This window comes from Herbaspirillum sp. NPDC101396, assembly GCF_044767365.1.
In the GTDB taxonomy this organism is placed as follows: Bacteria; Pseudomonadota; Gammaproteobacteria; order Burkholderiales; family Burkholderiaceae_D; genus Herbaspirillum.
This window is the reverse complement of record NZ_JBIWNT010000001.1, coordinates 240,883-259,309: the sequence shown is the minus strand read 5'-3', so window position 1 is coordinate 259,309 and position 18,427 is coordinate 240,883. Positions and strand designations below refer to the sequence as shown.

16 protein-coding genes are annotated in these 18,427 nt (G+C 59.6%); 3 read left to right on the top strand and 13 right to left on the bottom strand.

Features of this window, described 5'->3' with window-relative positions; all coding sequences use genetic code 11:
• Positions 1–243 precede the first annotated feature (243 nt).
• Positions 244–1,743, top strand: a complete 1,500-nt coding sequence (locus ACIROY_RS01155) for a M81 family metallopeptidase (protein WP_402339021.1) — start codon at positions 244–246, stop codon at positions 1,741–1,743.
• A 1-nt stretch (position 1,744) separates the two neighbouring features.
• Here the strand turns inward: ACIROY_RS01155 and ACIROY_RS01150 are convergent, their stop codons facing one another.
• Positions 1,745–3,076, bottom strand: coding sequence for an LLM class flavin-dependent oxidoreductase (locus tag ACIROY_RS01150; protein WP_402339019.1), 1,332 nt, complete (start codon positions 3,074–3,076; stop codon positions 1,745–1,747).
• A gap of 234 nt (positions 3,077–3,310) precedes the next feature.
• Between ACIROY_RS01150 and ACIROY_RS01145 the strand changes: the two genes are divergently transcribed.
• The gene (locus ACIROY_RS01145) at positions 3,311–4,600 is read left to right on the top strand and encodes an O-acetylhomoserine aminocarboxypropyltransferase/cysteine synthase family protein (protein ID WP_402339017.1); all 1,290 of its coding nucleotides are present in this window, start codon (positions 3,311–3,313) and stop codon (positions 4,598–4,600) included.
• A gap of 93 nt (positions 4,601–4,693) precedes the next feature.
• Here ACIROY_RS01145 and ACIROY_RS01140 read toward each other — a convergent pair whose 3' ends face one another.
• The 3 genes from ACIROY_RS01140 to ppsA all read right to left on the bottom strand — a co-directional run bounded on the left by ACIROY_RS01140 (position 4,694) and on the right by ppsA (position 8,584).
• Complete coding sequence (locus ACIROY_RS01140; protein WP_265213344.1) at positions 4,694–5,608, bottom strand: SPFH domain-containing protein; 915 nt, start codon at positions 5,606–5,608, stop codon at positions 4,694–4,696.
• Between the two features lie 10 nt (positions 5,609–5,618).
• A complete protein-coding gene (locus ACIROY_RS01135) occupies positions 5,619–6,065 on the bottom strand; it encodes an NfeD family protein (protein ID WP_402339015.1) in 447 nt (148 codons plus the stop codon).
• A 152-nt stretch (positions 6,066–6,217) separates the two neighbouring features.
• Positions 6,218–8,584, bottom strand: a complete 2,367-nt coding sequence (gene ppsA / locus ACIROY_RS01130) for a phosphoenolpyruvate synthase (RefSeq protein ID WP_402339013.1) — start codon at positions 8,582–8,584, stop codon at positions 6,218–6,220.
• 419 nt (positions 8,585–9,003) lie between these two features.
• Here ppsA and ACIROY_RS01125 point away from each other — a divergent pair, with 419 nt between their 5' ends.
• Complete coding sequence (locus ACIROY_RS01125; protein WP_116432523.1) at positions 9,004–9,858, top strand: pyruvate, water dikinase regulatory protein; 855 nt, start codon at positions 9,004–9,006, stop codon at positions 9,856–9,858.
• Between the two features lie 19 nt (positions 9,859–9,877).
• On the opposite strand, the gene ACIROY_RS01120 is transcribed toward ACIROY_RS01125, so the two are convergent.
• From ACIROY_RS01120 to bamA, 9 genes are all read right to left on the bottom strand, one after another.
• A complete protein-coding gene (locus tag ACIROY_RS01120; RefSeq protein WP_402271960.1) occupies positions 9,878–10,345 on the bottom strand; it encodes a DUF6314 family protein in 468 nt (155 codons plus the stop codon).
• Positions 10,346–10,351: 6 nt separating this feature from the next.
• Entirely contained in the window at positions 10,352–11,146 is a 795-nt protein-coding gene (locus tag ACIROY_RS01115) for a TrmH family RNA methyltransferase (RefSeq protein WP_402339011.1), read from the bottom strand.
• Between the two features lie 11 nt (positions 11,147–11,157).
• Positions 11,158–11,781 (bottom strand): ribonuclease HII, encoded by a 624-nt coding sequence (gene rnhB, locus ACIROY_RS01110; RefSeq protein WP_402339009.1) that lies wholly within the window; start codon positions 11,779–11,781, stop codon positions 11,158–11,160.
• 4 nt (positions 11,782–11,785) lie between these two features.
• Complete coding sequence (lpxB, locus tag ACIROY_RS01105) at positions 11,786–12,949, bottom strand: lipid-A-disaccharide synthase (RefSeq protein ID WP_402339008.1); 1,164 nt, start codon at positions 12,947–12,949, stop codon at positions 11,786–11,788.
• Between the two features lies 1 nt (position 12,950).
• Positions 12,951–13,739 carry an acyl-ACP--UDP-N-acetylglucosamine O-acyltransferase gene (gene lpxA, locus ACIROY_RS01100; protein WP_402339006.1) on the bottom strand — a complete coding sequence of 263 codons (789 nt, stop codon included), beginning with the start codon at positions 13,737–13,739 and terminating at the stop codon, positions 12,951–12,953.
• 3 nt (positions 13,740–13,742) lie between these two features.
• Entirely contained in the window at positions 13,743–14,207 is a 465-nt protein-coding gene (fabZ, locus tag ACIROY_RS01095) for a 3-hydroxyacyl-ACP dehydratase FabZ (protein ID WP_402271973.1), read from the bottom strand.
• Positions 14,200–15,276, bottom strand: a complete 1,077-nt coding sequence (gene lpxD, locus ACIROY_RS01090) for a UDP-3-O-(3-hydroxymyristoyl)glucosamine N-acyltransferase (protein WP_402339004.1) — start codon at positions 15,274–15,276, stop codon at positions 14,200–14,202. Before lpxD ends, fabZ begins: the two co-directional genes overlap by 8 nt.
• 126 nt (positions 15,277–15,402) lie before the next feature.
• Complete coding sequence (locus tag ACIROY_RS01085; RefSeq protein WP_402272479.1) at positions 15,403–15,888, bottom strand: OmpH family outer membrane protein; 486 nt, start codon at positions 15,886–15,888, stop codon at positions 15,403–15,405.
• Between the two features lie 81 nt (positions 15,889–15,969).
• On the bottom strand, positions 15,970–18,345 hold the full coding sequence (bamA, locus tag ACIROY_RS01080; RefSeq protein ID WP_402339002.1) for an outer membrane protein assembly factor BamA: 2,376 nt from the start codon (positions 18,343–18,345) through the stop codon (positions 15,970–15,972).
• Positions 18,346–18,427: the final 82 nt, after the last annotated feature.

Genomic DNA, 18,427 nt, shown 5'->3' with positions numbered 1-18,427 from the left:
CTGCCTGCTGCGTTTGCATGGTGACAAGAGAATGAACCGATGCGCTCACCGATGGCCAACCGCAAGATTTGCAGGCAAAGACTTCGATTGTAGGATGTCGTACTGCTCAGCGAAAATAATTTTTCCGAGTTAGCTTATGCGACATACGACTTTGTAGTTTTGTTCCTTGGTCTGATAGCGTCAATGGCGTAGTCATCGTTTTAATCTTCGTTCCCCTCGTTTTTATTATCAGGAAAGCATCGAATGCGCATCGCCATCGGCGGTTTCCAGCACGAAACCAATACCTTCTCCCGCACGCCTACGACCTGGAGCGACTTTGCCGCTGCCGACACCTGGCCCGGTCTGCTGGAGGGTGAGGCACTGCTGGCCGGGATGCTCTCTGTACCGGGTTCAGCGCCGTCCAATATCCCGATGGCAGGATTCGTCGCTGCCGCCGGGCAAACGTCGCACACGCTGATTCCGACCGTCTGGTGCGCGGCCGGCCCATCGGGTCGCGTGACGCGCGACGCCTTCGAACGGATCGTCGGCATGCTGACCGACGGCATCGCCAAAGATCGAGCGGAGGCGGTCTACCTGGACCTGCACGGCGCCATGGCGGCTGAACACATCGACGACGCCGATGGCGAGATCCTGCAGCGCGTGCGCACGCTGGTCGGTGCAGACGTACCGATCGTCGCCAGCCTCGACCTGCATGCCAACGTCTCGCAAAAAATGATCGACCACGCCGACGTGCTGGTCGCCTATCGCACTTACCCCCACGTGGACATGGCGGCCACCGGCGCGCGCGCCTTCAACTGGATCGCGCGCAGGCTGGCCGGTGCGCCGCGACCGCATGCGGCCTGGTTGCGGGCGCCCTATCTGATCCCGATGTGCTGGCAATGCACCGACGATGCACCGGCACGCGACTTGTACGCCTTGCTCGACCACGTCGATGCCGCAGGAGATGACAGCGCTTCGTTCACGATGGGCTTTCCTGCCGCCGATGTCGAAAAATGCGGCCCCGCGGTCTGGGCTTACGGCACGTCGGCACAATCGGCGCAGGATGCAGCGCAAGGCTTGCTCGACGCCGTTAATGCAGCAGAAGGCCAATTCAACGGTGAGATATTCTCCGCCCAGGATGTCGTCGCCCATGCCGTGGCGATTGGGCGCGACAACAGCGGCCCGGTGGTCATCGCCGACGCGCAGGACAATCCCGGCGCCGGCGGCAGCGCCGACACCACCGCGCTGCTCAAGGCCCTGATCGCCGCGCGCGCGGACAACGCCGTGCTCGGTTTACTGGTCGATCCGCAAGCGGCGCAACTTGCACATGCAGCCGGCGCAGGCGCGCGCCTGAGTTTGTCGCTGGGAGGAAAATCAGGGATCGCAGGAGACTCGCCGCTGGAGGCGGAATTCCTGGTGGAGCGCTTGCACGGCGGCGACGTCACCGCCACCGGCAGCGTCTTCAGCGGCTACCGGCTGACGCTCGGTCCCAGCGCCCTGCTGGCGGTCGGCGGCGTGCGTGTGATTGTCGTATCGAAACCGATTCAACTGCTCGACCTGGCGCTGCTGCGTTTCATCGGTGTCGAGCCATTGGAGCAAACGATCATCGCAGTCAAGAGCACGGTGCATTTCCGCGCCGACTTTGCGCCCATCGCGAGCAACATTCTGATCTGCGCTGCGCCGGGCGCCTTCCCGCTCGATCCCCGTCAGCTTGCATGGAGCAGGCTGCCGGGCTGGATGCGCAAAATGCCGGCAGCGCGGTAAATCAAGTTCCGGGGAAGAACCTGTTCGCCGGCCGCGGCAAACCGAGATTTTCACGCAGGGTCTTGCCCTCGTATTCGCGACGGAAAATTCCGCGCCTCTGCAGCTCCGGCACCACCTTGTCGACGAACTCATCAAGCCCGCCCGGCAGCCATGGAAACATGACGTTGAAACCGTCCGAGCCGCCGCTGTCGAGCCACTCTTCCATCTCGTCGGCAATCGATGCCGGCGTGCCGACCAGCGCCAGTCCGGAATATCCACCGAGGCGGTGCGCCAGTTGGCGCACCGTCGGGTTTTCTCTGCGTGCCAGTGCGATCACGCGTTCGCGCGCGCTCTTGCTGGCGTTGGAATCGGGGATGTCGGGCAAGGCGGCGTCGGGATCGAATTGCGACGCATCGTGGCCCAATGCAATCGACAGCGAAGCAATCGCGCTTTCGTAGTGCACCAGGCCGTCGAGACGGGCGCGGATCGCCCGGGCCTCTTCCAGCGTGTCGCCGACCACCACCAGCGCGCCCGGCAAGATCTTGAGATGATCGCGGTTCCTGCCCAGTGCATCCATGCGGCCTTTGACGTCGGCGTAAAAACGACGGCCATCTTCCAGCGTCGATTGCGCCGTGAAGACGACCTCTGCGGTTTCCGCCGCGAGCTGGCGACCGGCATCAGATGCGCCCGCCTGCACCACCACCGGCCATCCCTGCACCGGACGCGCGATGTTCAGCGGTCCCTTGACCGACAAATGCGGGCCGCGATGATTCAACACATGCAGGCGTTCAGGATCGAAATACACGCCGGCCTCGACATCGCGCACGAAGGCGTCGTCGCTCCAGCTGTCCCACAGGCCGGTCACGACATCGTAGAACTCGCGCGCCCGTTCGTAACGCACCTCGTGCCGCAGGTGTTCGTCGAGACCGAAGTTGCGCGCCGCTTCCGGATTCGAGGTGGTCACGATGTTCCAGCCGGCGCGTCCGGCGCTCAGGTGATCGAGCGAGGCAAAGCGCCGCGCCACGTGGTACGGCTCGTCGAAGCTGGTCGACGCCGTCGCGACCAGGCCGATATGTTCGGTGACCTGACTCAGCGCCGAGAGCAGCGTGAACGGTTCGAACGAGGTCACCGTATGACTGCGCTTGAGCGCTTCCAGCGGCATGTTGAGCACCGCCAGATGATCCGCCATGAAGAAGGCGTCGAAACGCGCCGCCTCGAGTTTGCGGATGAAGCGCTTCAGATGATCGAGGTTGAAATTGGCGTCGGGCAGCGCGCCCGGATAGCGCCATGCACCGGTGTGGATGCTGACCGGCCGCATGAAAGCGCCGAGCTTGAGTTGACGTCGAGTGGTCATGGCTGCCGTGCCTGAAAAAATGCGAAAGGACTTGCTGCAAAAATTATATAGACCTCCCTCTTCGCGGCTAACGATGTTTACCCAATATGGATATAACCGCAGCGATGGCACTTCAATTTCCATTTCAATTTCGCACCGCATATGGATATGCAAAATGATTCGTTCGCTGCACATCGGCGGCTGGTTAGAGTCATTTTTCCCTCTCACCTTATTCTTGACCTGCAGGAAGATCCTATGACACAAGCACCCCAATGGAAATTCGAAACGCTCTCCGTGCATGCCGGTTATACGCCTGACCCGACCACCAAGGCGGTCGCGGTGCCGATCTACCAGACGGTGGCGTTTGCTTTCGACGACACGCAGCATGGCGCGGATCTGTTCGACCTGAAGGTGCAAGGCAATATCTACTCGCGCATCATGAATCCGACCCAGGACGTACTGGAAAAACGCGTCGCCGCGCTGGAAGGCGGCATCGCGGCGCTGGCGGTGGCGTCAGGCCAGGCCGCAGTCACTTATGCCATCCAGACCATCGCCGAAGCCGGCGACAATATCGTCTCGGCCTCCACGCTGTACGGCGGCACCTACAACCTGTTCGCGCATACGCTGCCGCAGTTCGGCATCGAGACGCGCTTCGCCGATCCGCGCATCCCCGCCTCGTTCGAGCAACATATCGATGCGCGCACCAAGGCGGTGTTCATCGAGTCCATCGGCAATCCGCTCGGCAACATCACCGACATTGCCGCCATCGCCGAGATCGCCCATCGCCACGGCGTGCCGCTGATCGTCGACAACACCGTCGCCACGCCCTATCTGCTCAGGCCGATCGAACATGGCGCCGACATCGTCGTGCACTCGCTGACGAAGTATCTGGGCGGCCACGGCACCAGCCTGGGCGGCGCGATTGTCGACTCTGGCAAGTTCCCGTGGGCCAAGCACAAGGAACGCTTCAAGCGCCTCAACGAGCCCGACGTCAGCTACCACGGCGTGGTCTATACCGAAGCGCTGGGCGAAGCCGCCTACATCGGTCGCGCGCGCGTGGTGCCATTGCGCAATACCGGTGCGGCGCTGTCGCCGTTCAACAGTTTCCAGATCCTGCAAGGCATCGAAACGCTGGCCTTGCGGCTCGACCGCATCACCGCCAACGCACTGACGGTGGCGCAGCATCTGAAGAAACACCCGAAGGTGAACTGGGTCAACTACGCCGGGCTGGAAGATCATCCCGATCACGCCCTGGCGCAAAAATACTTCAAGGGCAAGCCGTCGGGCATTCTGACTTTCGGCGTCAAGGGCGGCCTCGTCGGCGGTGCGAAATTCCAGGATGCGCTGCAACTGTTCACGCGCTTGGTCAATATCGGCGACGCCAAGTCGCTGGCCACGCATCCGGCCTCGACCACGCATCGCCAGCTCTCGCCAGCCGAACTGGTGAAAGCCGGCGTCACCGAAGACACCGTACGCCTGTCGATCGGCATCGAGCATATCGACGATCTGCTTGCGGATCTGGATCAGGCGCTTGCTACGGTCTGATTGCCTTGCGCTGATTCGCTTGCAACGCTCGTAAAAAAAGCCTGAAGATTTCTCTTCAGGCTTTTTCTGATTCGACGTCGACGCTGTCCTGGCTTATTTCCCCTGCGCCTTCACGACTTGCAGCGCGCTGGCAATGAGCGTGCTCATGTCGCTCAGGTTGGCCGGCACGATGATCGAATTATTCGTCTTGGCCAGTTGCGAAAATGCTGCGACATACTGTTCCGCGACTTTCAGGTTGACCGCTTCTTCACCGCCCGGCGACTGGATCGCCGCCGCCGTCTTGCGCAGCGCTTCGGCGCTGGCGTTGGCGATGGCGATGATGGCGGCGGCCTGACCTTCGGCACGGTTGATCGACGCCTGCTTTTCACCTTCCGACTTGGCGATGGAGGCTTCGCGTTCGCCGGTGGCGATGTTGATCTGCTCCTGCTTGCGGCCTTCGGAAGCAGCGATCAGCGCGCGTTTTTCACGCTCGGCGGTGATCTGCGCCTGCATGGCGTGAAGGATTTCCTTCGGTGGTGTGAGGTCCTTGATTTCGTAACGCAACACCTTCACGCCCCAGTTCGCGGCCGACTCGTCGATGGCGCTGACGATGGCGGTGTTGATGTGGTCGCGTTCTTCAAAGGTCTTGTCGAGTTCCATCTTGCCGATCACGGAGCGCAAGGTGGTTTGCGCCAGCTGGGTGATCGCCGCAATGTAGTTTGACGAACCATAGGATGCGCGCATCGGATCGGTGATCTGGAAGTACAGGATGCCGTCGACTTGCAATTGCGTGTTGTCGCGCGTAATGCAGACCTGCGGCGGCACGTCGAGCGGGATTTCCTTGAGCACGTGCTTGTAGGCGACACGATCGATGAAAGGCACCACGATGTTCAGGCCCGGCCCCAGCGTTGCGTGGTATTTGCCGAGGCGCTCGACCACCCAGGCGTGCTGTTGAGGCACGACTTTTACCGTCTTGATGACGAAGATGATGGCGATGAAAAAAATGACCAGCGTCACGCTTCCGAACATGAATATTCTCCTAGTGGTGTGAGGCTTGATGGGAGACGATCAGGCGGCTGCCCCGTACTTCCCGGATAATGAATTGTCCTGCCTGCACAGGGCTGCCTGCGGCGAGTTCGACGTCCCACTCGGCGCCGCGATAGCGGATACGCGCGGTGTGGGTGCCATCGAGATCGTTCCAGTGATCGACGCTCACGCTTTGGCCGATGTCGAGGTTCACGTTGGGGTCCCGCCCGGCGTCATTTTTATGCCTGCGGCCAAAGCGGCTGCGCCGCAATGCGCCGATGGCGGCAAAGCCGATCGCCGCCGCCAGCAGCAACTGCCACTCCAGTTTGCCGCCCAGCAGCGCGGCGACGCCGCCGGCCCCGAGACCGATCGCAATCATCAGCAGATAGAACGTGCCGGTGAAGAGTTCCACGCCGACGGCCACGCCGGCCAATACGAACCATATCGCCCAGTCCATCATGTCCTTGTTCCTTTTCAGAGATGGTGCGAAAAACTGCTGCAGACCTGCTTACCGGCAAGACTGTACCAGCCTATTCGCAAAAAGCAAAAACGCGGGCACTAAGCCCGCGTTTTTATTGAAGCAAATAAGCTGAAATAACGAAGCCTGCTTCCTTACTTTCCTGCGTGGCTGGCCGCCAGTTTTTGCCAGGTGTCGACCACCGAATCAGGATTGAGCGAAATCGATTCGATACCCTGCTTCATCAGCCATTCCGCAAAGTCCGGATGGTCCGAAGGACCCTGGCCGCAGATGCCGACATACTTGCCCTTGGCGAGGCAAGTCGAGATGACCTTGGTCAGCAAGGCTTGCAAGGCCGGATCGCGTTCATCGAAATCGGCTGCCAGCAATTCCATGCCGGAGTCGCGGTCCAGGCCCAATGTCAGCTGCGTCAGATCGTTGGAACCGATCGAGAAGCCATCGAAGTGTTCGAGGAATTCCTCCGCCAGAATCGCGTTGGAAGGCACTTCGCACATCATGATGACGCGCAGACCGTTTTCGCCGCGCTTGAGGCCGTTCTTGCCGAGCAGGCCGATGACCTTTTCCGCCTGGCCCAGCGTACGGACGAACGGCACCATGATCTCGACGTTGGTCAGACCCATGTCGTTGCGCACGCGCTTCATCGCCAGGCATTCCATTTCGAACGCTTCGGCGAAATCGGCAGCCAGGTAACGCGCCGCGCCACGGAAGCCCAGCATTGGATTTTCTTCGTCCGGCTCGTAACGCGAACCGCCGATCAGTTTCTTGTACTCGTTCGACTTGAAGTCGGACAGGCGCACAATGACCGGCTTGGGCCAGAATGCCGCCGCGATGGTGGCGATGCCTTCGGCCAGCTTGTCGACGTAGAAGGCCTTCGGCGAAGCGTGGCCGCGGGCGACCGACTCGACTGCCTTCTTGAGGTCGGCGTCGATGTTCGGGTATTCCAGGATTGCGCGTGGATGTACGCCGATATTGTTGTTGATGATGAACTCGAGACGCGCCAGACCGACGCCGCCGTTCGGGATCGACTGGAAGTCGAAGGCCAGTTGCGGGTTGCCGACGTTCATCATGATCTTCAACGGAATCGACGGCAGTTCGCCGCGTGCGACTTCGGTGATTTCGGTTTCCAGCAGACCGTCGTAGATCTTGCCTTCGTCGCCTTCGGCGCAGGAAACGGTGACCAGCGTGCCGTCCTTGAGCACGTCAGTGGCGTCGCCGCAACCGACCACTGCCGGCACGCCCAGTTCACGCGCGATGATCGCTGCGTGACAGGTGCGGCCGCCGCGGTTGGTGACAATCGCCGCGGCGCGCTTCATGACCGGTTCCCAGTTTGGGTCGGTCATGTCGGCAACCAGCACGTCGCCCGGCTGGACGCGTTCCATCTCGGCGGCATCGCGAATCACGCGCACCGGACCGGCGCCGATCTTCTGGCCGATCGCGCGACCGGTTGCCAGTACCGCGCTGGAACCCTTGAGTTTGAAACGTTGCTGCGCATCGGTCGCCTTTTGTTGCGACTTCACGGTTTCCGGACGCGCCTGCAGGATGTACAGCTTGCCGTCGCGGCCATCCTTGCCCCATTCGATGTCCATCGGACGCTCGTAGTGCTTCTCGATGATGGTGGCGTATTTGGCCAGCTCGACGATTTCGGCGTCGTTGAGCGAATAGCGGTTGCGCATTTCGACCGGCACGTCGACGGTCTTGACCGAGCGGCCGGCCTTGGCTTCGCCGGTGAATTCCATCTTGATCAGCTTGGAGCCGATGTTGCGGCGGATGATCGGCAGCTTGCCTTGTTCGAGCATCGGCTTGTGGACGTAGAACTCGTCCGGATTGACCGCGCCCTGCACCACCGTTTCGCCCAGGCCGTAGCTGGAAGTGATGAAGACCACATCCTTGAAGCCCGATTCGGTGTCGATGGTGAACATCACGCCGGCGGCGCCGACGTCGGAGCGCACCATGCGTTGTACGCCTGCCGACAGTGCGACTTCAGCGTGAGTGAAGCCCTTGTGGACGCGATACGAGATCGCACGGTCGTTGTACAGCGACGCGAACACGTGCTTCATCGCTTCGAGCACGTTGTCGATGCCCACCACGTTGAGGAAGGTTTCCTGCTGACCGGCGAAGGACGCGTCAGGCAAGTCTTCTGCGGTCGCGGACGAACGCACTGCGAAAGACATCTCCGCGGTGGAGTCGGCAACCAGTTTGTCGTAGAAGGATTTGATCTGCTGTTCCAGCGCGGGCTGGAAAGGCGTGTCGATAATCCATTGACGAATCTCCGCACCGGCTTGCGCCAATGCACGCACATCTTCGATGTCCAGCGTGACGAGACGATCTGCAATGCGTTGGGCCAGCGTTGCGCCACCATTTGCACTGTGTTCCAGAAAGTCGCGGAAAGCCTGTGCGGTCGTGGCAAAGCCACCTGGCACCCGGACTCCGGCACCGGCCAGCTGGCTGATCATTTCACCCAGCGACGCGTTCTTGCCGCCGACGGACTCGACATCCGTCATGCGAAGATTTTCAAAGGAGACTACGTATGCGGCCCCCTGGGCAGAACCCATGTTTACTGCGTTGGACATAACAACCTCTAGTTTGATGATGGGAAATCTTCGCGGCGCCGGCGATCGTCATTTGTTCTTTGTTATTTTGGGACGAAGGCGACATAATTGGTGCAAATGCGGATGCAACTGCCAGATCAACTGCAGGTAGCGCGGCACGGCTCAGGAGGTGCGTGACTTGATGCAAACGGCGCGCGGCAGTTCCGAAGGTGTTTGCGACGGCAAACATCCAGATGGTTTCGGTCAACTTGCGCAGCACGTTCAGGGTCATTTTGAGCTAGCTTCTCAATCTGTTGCATGGCATTTTACATGGGTAGCCGACTTTTTTTCACTCCCCCTCTTATTTTTATTGTTTTCTTTTTAACAACACTATGCTCGATCTCGCCCCGCCTTCACATCCGGTCCCGTTGCCGCCCGCCAACCGCACGGTGTTCTTCGTTTCAGACGGTACCGGTATTACGGCGGAAACGCTCGGCCATTCCGTGCTCAGCCAATTCGAGCTGCGTTTCAAGCAAGTGCGGCTGCCGTTTGTCGATACGCTGGACAAGGCCTATGACGCCACGCGCCGCATCAATGAAGTGGCCGAAGTCGACGGCAAGGCGCCGATCGTGTTTTCGACACTGGTGAAAGCCGACCTGTCGGCGGTCATCCGCCAGTCGCGGGCAATGCACATGGACTTGTTCCAGACCTTCGTCGAACCGCTGGAGCAGGAGCTCGGCGTCAAGTCGACCCATACCATTGGCCGCAGCCACAACACCGCCGATTCGGAAGAGTACAAAAACCGCATCGAGGCGATCAATTTTTCGCTGGCGCATGATGACGGCCAGTCAAACAAGAACCTGGCCAGCGCCGACGTCATTCTGGTCGGCGTGTCACGCTCGGGCAAGACCCCAACCAGCCTGTACCTGGCGATGCAATACGGCATCAAGGCGGCCAATTACCCGCTTATTCCGGAAGACTTTGAACGCGACAAGCTGCCGAGCGGATTGGTGAATTTCAAGAAGAAGATTTTCGGCCTGACGATCGCAGCCGAACGCCTGTCGGAAGTGCGCAATGAACGCCGCCCCGGCAGCAAATACGCCGCCATCGAAAACTGCCGCTATGAAATCAATGAGGCGGAAAAGATGATGCGCCGCGAAGGCATCCGCTGGATGTCGTCGACAGCCAAGTCGATCGAAGAAATCGCCGCCACCATCCTGCAGGAAATCAAGCCGGAAACCCGTTGATATCCGCTGCGCACGCCAACTAGCCAGGCGCTCTGGTGAAATGCGTGTGCACCAGATAGTCCTTTTGCGGACCGTCAATGCGCGTGCGCAATTCGAACTGGTCAGTGTCAATCAACTGATAGCTGCCGTCGTAACGGTCGAGTATGCAGAGATGCGCCTCGACCGGCAGCAAAGCCTGTTTCACCGCGTCATAGCGATAGCTCTGGTAGGCCTGCCCGGCCTGCATGCCGTCGGCAAACGCCACGTGCACAAGGTCGCCCGCAATCTCGTAGTCAAAGCGGCGCGAAAAAGCGACCACACGCCGGTCGGCCGTCAGCCGCAGCTGCCCCGATTCCTTGTAATGCAATAGAGGCGTGTCGGAGACCCGCAGGAATTCGGCCGTACCATCAGCTTCACCGATCAATACATCCTCGGCGCCCAGCATGGTGCGGGAAAAATTCCAGCGTCCGCTGAAATAGGCATGGAGATCCGGCGACAGGAAGTTCATCGCCACTCAGGAGGCGCTGCCCTGCTTTTGCCGGACCTGCTCGAAGAAGCAAACCGCTGCGGCGGCAGCGACATTGAGCGACTCCATCTCGCCGAGATGCGGAATCACGACCTTGTCGCTGGCGGCATCGAGCAGATCGTCGGCGACGCCCTGCCCTTCGTGTCCGAACAGCCAAGCGACGGGTTGCACCAGATCAGTTTGATAGATGGTTTTTTGTGCGTAGGAACTGGTCGCCAGCACCGGGATACTGCCGCCCTTGCACAGGCTCAGCAAATCGGCGTTCTCGAATATCTCCAGTTGAAAATGCGCCCCCATGCCGGCGCGCAAGACCTTGGGCGACCACGCGGCAGCGGTGCCTGCAGAACAAAACACCTGGCCGATACCTGCCGCTGCAGCGCTGCGCAGGATGGAGCCCAGGTTGCCGGGATCCTGCAAGCCGTCGAGCAACACGGCAGACGTCGTCAACACCGACGGCACGGACGGCTGCGGCGTCGCAATCACCAGCAACAGACCAACACCGTTTTCGACCTGGCTTGCTGCCTGATACAGCACGTCGGGCAAGCAAATGCATTGAACTCCTTCCGCTTCGCATTGCGCCAACAGCGGCGCCACTTCCGCATGATGCAGAGCACTTTCGGCGACGATGCAAAACTCAGGCTCTCCGCTGGCTTGCAGATAGGCTTGCGCCAGATGCACGCCATCGAGCAGGCTGCGACCGGCCTTGCGTCGCGCCTGCGCGCTGGTGGCCAGCTGCTTGAGCTCCTTGTACAGCGTGTTGTCGCGCGAGGAGATCGTTTTCACGGTCACTCCTTTCAACCCACGTTCAACAAAGCACGCACCGGCGCGTACGACTTGCGATGCACGGGCGAGACGCCATGCAGGCGCAGACGTTCCAGATGCAGTGCGGTCGGGTAGCCCTTGTGCTGATCGAAGGCATAGTTCGGATATTGCGCGTGCAGCACCAGCAAGGCGGCGTCGCGTGCGGTTTTGGCGAGGATGGAGGCGGCCGAGATCGCCGGCACCTTGTCGTCGCCCTTGACAATGGCTTCCGAGCGTATCGTCATGACCGGACAGCGATTGCCGTCGATCAGCGCCAGCGTGGGGATGGTCTTGAGCGTTTCGACAGCGCGGCGCATGGCCAGCATGCTGGCGTGGAGAATATTGAGCTGGTCGATTTCATCTTCCGAACACTCCGCAATCGCCCAGGCGATGGCGCGGTCCTTGATTTCAAGCGCAAGCGCATCGCGGCTGGATTCCGAGAGTTTTTTCGAATCCCGCAAGCCGACGATCGGACGCACCGGATCGAGAATCACGGCGGCAGCAAATACCGGTCCCGCCAAAGGCCCGCGTCCTGCTTCATCAACACCGCAAATGGTCTCCCCGGCGTAGTTGTCGAACGCAAACAAGGACAGATTCAGATCTTGTTTCTTCGCCATGGTGTCAGTTTCCTGGTGCAAATCGCGCACGCTGTCGGTCCAGCAAGGCGCAGACCGCCTGCGCGCTGGCGCTGGCGGTATCGCGCAACAAGCTGTGGTGCATATCGGTAAACCGCTGGCGCAGGTTCCTGCAATGTTCCTGATCATCCAGTTGCTTCCACAACGCATCGGCCAGTGCTTGCGGCGTGGCGGCGTCCTGCAGAAACTCCGGCACGAGAAACTCGCGCGCCAGGATATTCGGCAGCCCGACCCAGGGCTGGTAGTTCATGTGGCGCATGACGGCGTAGGACGCGCGCATCATCTTGTAGGCGATGACCATCGGCTTCTTGTACAAGGCCACTTCCAGCGACGCCGTGCCGGAAGCCACCAGAACGGCATCAGCCGCTTCCATTGCCACATGCGACTGGCCGCTGATGACGTGGATGCCAAGATCGGCGCTGCCAGTCTCCACAATCAATTGCTCGAAATACGCGCGCTGCTTGTCGCCGGCCATTGGCGCCACGAACTGCAATTGCGGCTCGCGCTGGCGCAACAGTCTGGCAGCGCCAAGGAAGCTGGCGGTGTTGTACTTGAGTTCGGACATGCGGCTGCCCGGCAGGATCGCCACCACACGATGGTCATGCTGCAAGCCGAGCGCAGTGCGTGCGCCGGTCTGATCGGGCTCCATCGGGATGATTTCCGCCAGCGGATGACCAACATAGGTGACCGGAACGCCGGCCTTGCGGTAGATCTCTTCCTCGAACGGAAAAATCACCAGCATGTGCGACACCGCACGGGCGATTTTCTTGATGCGACCGCCGCGCCACGCCCAGATTTGCGGGCCGATGAAATGCATGGTCGGAATACCTGCATCGCGCAGTTGCTGCTCGAGGCCGAGATTGAAACCGGGATAGTCGATGCCGATGAATACCGACGGCCGCTCGGCCAGCAACTGGTCACGCAGCGTGTTCTGTATGCCTTTGAGTTCGCGGTAGCGCGGTATCACTTCGAACAGCCCGCGCACCGTCAGCTTGTCCATCGGCCAGTCGCTCACGAAGCCATGTTCCGCCATGTGCGGTCCGCCGATGCCATGCATGCGCGCATCCGGCAGGCGCGGACGCAAGCCGGACAGCAAACGGCTCGCCAGCAGATCGCCCGAGCTTTCGCCGGCGACCATGGCGATGGACATGTTATCGGATGATGCCACGAGAGGACGAGGCAATGAATTCGCGCATCAGGCGGATATGAGCGGCGGACTCGGGGGAATTGTCTTCTTGCTGCTGCAACGCTTGCTTGGCCTCTTCGAGCGGCAGGCTGGAACGATAGATCGCTTTATAGGCGCGCTTGATCGCGGCGATTTGCTCGGGCGTGAAACCACGGCGCTTCAGGCCTTCGCTGTTGATGCCTGCCGGCACTGCGCGGTTGCCCGCCGCCGTCACGAACGGTGGAATATCCTGGCTCACGGCCGCAGTAAACGCCGTCATGGCATGCGCGCCGATCTTGCAGAATTGGTGCACCGACGTGAAGCCGCCCAAGAACACCCAGTCACCCAAATGGACGTGCCCTGCCAGCGTGGCATTGTTGGCCAGGATGATGTTGTTGCCCAGTTGGCAATCGTGCGCAATGTGCACGTATGCCATGATCCAGTTGTCGTCGCCGAGGCGCGTGACTCCCGCATCCTGGGTGGTGCCCAGGTTGAAGGTGACGAATTCACGGATGGTGTTGCGGTCGCCGATTTCCAGGCGGGTCGGTTCGCCGGCGTACTTCTTGTCTTGCGGCGCGGCGCCGAGGGAGCCAAACTGGAAGATCTGGTTGTCGCGACCGATCGTCGTATGGCCTTCGATCACAACATGCGGGCCAATTTTGGTGCCAGCGCCGATGCGCACGTTGGGGCCGATGACTGAATAGGCACCAACCTCAACCGACGCGTCGAGCTGCGCGCCCGCCTCGATCACAGCGGTAGGATGAATGCGCGACATGGATCAGCCTGCCTGGCTGGCGTCGCTGGCGCTGCGCATCGTGCACATCAGGTCGCCTTCAACCGCTACCTGGCCGTCGACAGTCGCAACCGCCTTGTATTTCCAGATGCCGCGGGCGCGACGGGTGATTTCCACATGCATCTTGAGCTGGTCGCCCGGCTCTACCGGACGCTTGAAGCGCGCATTGTCGATACCGACGAAATACACCACGGTGCTGGCGTCCGGCTTGCGGCCTTCAGTCAGGAACGACAGCAGCGCGGCGGTCTGCGCCAGCGCTTCGATCATCAGTACGCCCGGCATCACCGGCTTGTGCGGAAAATGGCCGTTGAAGAACTCTTCGTTCACGGTCACGTTCTTGATGGCGGTGATGTCCTTGCCGCTTTCCCATTCGAGGACGCGGTCCACCAGCAACATCGGATAACGGTGCGGGAGGTATTCTTTGATTTGATTGATGTCGAGACTAGTCATTTTTTTGCTCAGTATTTTGCGCAGTAAGCTGCTCTGTAAGCGATTTGATCGTTTTTTCCAACGCACGGATTTTCTCACGCATTGTGCCCAGATTGCGCACCAATGCTGCTGATTTTTCCCATTCTCCGTGCTTGGCGATGGGATAGAAGCCGGTATATTGGCCCGGCTCCAGAATGGAACGCAACGCCAGCGTACCCGCCGACACATGTACCCTGTCGGCGATGGTGATATGGCCGTGGATCATGGCGGCGCCTCCGATCGAGCAATATTTGCCGATTTTGGCGCTGCCGGCGATCCCCGCACAGGCGGCAATCGCGGTGTGCGCGCCGATATGGCAGTTGTGTGCGATCTGGATCTGGTTGTCCAGCTTGACGCCGTCTTCCAGCACCGTGTCGGACAAGGCGCCGCGGTCGATGGTGGTGTTGGCGCCGATTTCGACGTCGCTGCCGATCACTACCCTGCCGACCTGCGGAATCTTGATCCAGACGCCGCTCTCGTTGGCAAAGCCGAAACCATCCGCGCCAATGACTACGCCGGAATGGACGATGCCGCGCTCACCGATCTCGCAACCCGCGTGAAACGTCACCCGCGCATAGAAATGCGTGTCCGCACCGATCCGAGCATTGCGCCCAACATAGCTGCCTGCATCGATGACGGCGCGTTCGCCGATGACCGCGCCGGCCTCAATCACGACCTGCGGACCGATGGTTGCACTTGCCGCCACCAAGGCGCTTGCGTCAACGCAGGCACTGGCGTGGATGCCCGGCACAACCGGAATAGCAGCCTGTGCCGCGAACAGCTGCGCAGCCTTGGCAAAATAGGCGTAAGGATTTTTGGTGATGATGCGCGCGCCTTGGTAAGCGACCACGGCTTCATCATCCGCTTCCGACAAGATCAGGACCGCTGCTTGCGTCTGCTCTGCCTGCGAACGAAACTTGGGATTGGAGAGGAACGTCATGTGCGACGATGTCGCGGCGTCCAGGGGGGCAATGCCGTCGACCTCTATCTGCGCATTGCCTTTAAGCTGGCCACCCAAGCGTTCGACCAACTGTTCTAGCCGAATACTCATGCTGGCCTTCGTAGATTATTCCGTTACCTGCTCAGGCAACACAGATTGAACATTTCTTCTCGGAACAATCTGCGCGCCTGGGGTGAACATGTGATGAATTGCATTATTGCGTTTCTTGCCACAGGATTACTTCGACAGTTCTTTCAGAACCTTGTCGGTGATGTCGATGCGCTTGCTGGCATAGACAGCTTCCTGGAACACGATGTCATATTTTTCTGCTTCAGCGATCTGACGGATCACCTTGTTCGTGCGCTCCAGAACCACCGACAGCTCTTCGTTGCGGCGCTGGTTCAGATCTTCGCGGAATTCACGTTGCTTGCGCTGGAATTCCTTGTCGAGGTCGCCCAGATCGCGCTGACGTTTTGCACGGTCCGAATCGGACAGCACGGCGGCATCCTTGTCGAGCTTGTCGGATTGCGCCTTCAGGCGTGCCGCCATGTCGGCGATATCTTTTTCGCGCTTGGCAAATTCGGCTTCCAGCTTGGTTTGTGCAGCCTTGGCCGGCACCGCTTCGCGGAAAATACGCTCGGTGCTGACAAACGCGATTCTTGATTCCTGAGCTTGCACGTTGGCAAACGACAGGATGCCGACTGCCAGCGTTGCAGCCTGCATTGACAATAATGATTTAGTAATAAACTTCAAGGTCATTCTCCGTAATACAGATTTCAATTATGCCATTGGCTGATCTTGCGATCAGAAACCAGTGCCGAGCTGGAACTGGAAGTTCTGCGACTTATCGCCTTGCTTCAAGTTCAAAGGTTTGCCGTAGCTCAACTTCAATGGGCCGATTGGCGAAATCCAGCTGATGCCGAGACCAGTTGAATAGCGCAAGTCATTGATCTTGATGCGCTCGCGGTCGGCAAAAACGTTACCGCCATCAAGGAAAGTGAACCAGCGCAAACTGCGATCCTGTCCCGAACCCGGGAACGGGAATTGCAATTCTACGCTACCGATGAGTCGCGACGCACCACCCATCGAATCACCGTACTGATCTTTCAGGCTACCTAGCGACGATGCCTCGTAACCTCGAACGGTGCCGATACCGCCCGCATAGTAATTCTTGAAGATAGGATACGGCTTGCCACCGATGCCCTTGCCGTAGTCGATTTCACCATTGAATGCGATCGTCGCGGCATTCGCCCAGAATGGTTGGAAGTACTGATGCTGATATGTCGCACGATAATACTTCAGGGTCCCGACGGCGGACAACTCCAGATTGGCCCGCTGGAAACGACCTTTGGTCGGCACCAATGCACTGTCGCGGCTGTCGCGCTGCCAGGCTGCTGTCAGCGGGAAGCTGGTGGTCGACGCGGTTCCGACGCCGCAAGCAGGGTCGTTGACGACATCACAACCCGGTGCGCCGCTACCGGCGCCGAAGTCGCGCACGTATTGGCGGTACAAGCTCGGGCTGGTGGTATCGGTATCGACTTTGGTATTTTCAATACCGATACCGAAGAAAATACGATCCAACTCGGAGAACGGCACACCGAACTTGACGCTACCGCCGATGGTCTTCACGCGATAGTCACCGGTCGTGTAAGCGGACGGACGAATCGTGCGCAGGAACACTTCGTACGTGCGGCTCACGCCATCGTCGGTGAAGTAAGGATTGGTCTGCGACACGGCGATCGTGCGATAGCGCGAGCTGGTGTTGACTTCAATACCGACGGTGTTGCCGCTACCGAAGGCGTTTTCCTGGGAAATCGAACCTGTCAGGCTGAGCTTGTCGGTCTGCGAGAAACCGGCGCCGATCATGATGTTGCCGGTCGGTTTTTCTTCGACCTTCATGTTGACGTCGATCTGGTCGTTGCTGTTCGGTACTTCAGGCGTCTCGATGTTGACTTCCTTGAAGTAGCCGAGACGGTCGACGCGGTCGCGCGACAGCTTGATCTTTTCACCGTCGTACCACGAGTCTTCAAACTGGCGGAATTCGCGGCGGATGACTTCGTCACGGGTCTTGGTGTTGCCGGCGATGTTGATATGACGCACGTAGACGCGCTTGCCGGGGTCGACCATGATCGTGAAGGCGACTTCCTTCTTTTCGCGATCGACGTTCGGATTCGCGTTGACGTTGGCGAACGCATAACCGAAGTTGCCGAGGCGTTCGCTGATCTTCTTGGTGCTGTCGGTCAGCTTGGAGCCGGAGTAGATTTCACCCTTCTTCAATTGCACCAGCGCGGCGAGATCGCTCTCCATACCGAACATCTCGCCATCAAGCTTGATGTCGGAGACGGTGTACTTGTCGCCTTCGTTGATGTTGATGGTGATGTAGATGTCTTTCTTGTCGGGCGTGATCGAGACCTGGGTCGATTCGATCTGCATTTCAAGATAGCCGCGGTCCAGGTAATAGGAACGCAGCGATTCGATATCGCCGGCGAGCTTCTGCTTGGAATACTGATCGGCCTTGGTGTACCAGGTAAACCAGCCCGGCGTGGTCAGCTTGAGCTGATCGCGCAGCGTGCCGTCCGAGAACGCCTTGTTGCCGACGACGTTGATCTGCTTGATGCGGGAAACGTCACCCTCGTCCACACCAAACGTGACGGCGACGCGATTGCGCTCGACCGGCGTGATGGTGGTCGTGACCTTGGCTCCGTACAGACCGCGCGACAAATATTGACGCTTCAGCTCCTGTTCGGCGCGGTCGACTTGCGACTTGTCGAAAATACGCGATTCAGCGACGCCGATTTCCTTGAGCGCCTTGGTCAATTGTTCCTTGTCGAATTCCTTGATGCCGGTAAAGTCGACGCTGGCGATGGCCGGACGTTCTTCAACCTGCACCACCAGCACGTCGCCTTCGGCTTCAACGCGGACATCCTTGAAGAATCCGGTGGCATACAGCGCCTTGATCGCGGCGGTACCCTTTTCATCCGTGAACGTATCGCCCACGCGCACCGGCAAGTAGCTGAAGACAGTGCCGGCTTCGGTACGCTGAATGCCTTCGACACGAATGTCTTTGACCACGAACGGCTCGACAGCGAATGCCTGGCCTGTACAAAGGGTCAACGCTGCGGCGGCGATCAGGCTGCGGGAAAAGATCGGTGCAGGGAAATGCGCGGAATGTAATTTCATTAGCTATCTTATGAACTATGTTTTTTGCCGGTCGCTTCATGAAGCGCTGAAATGACCGAACATATGTAAAGTCCCAAGCCAT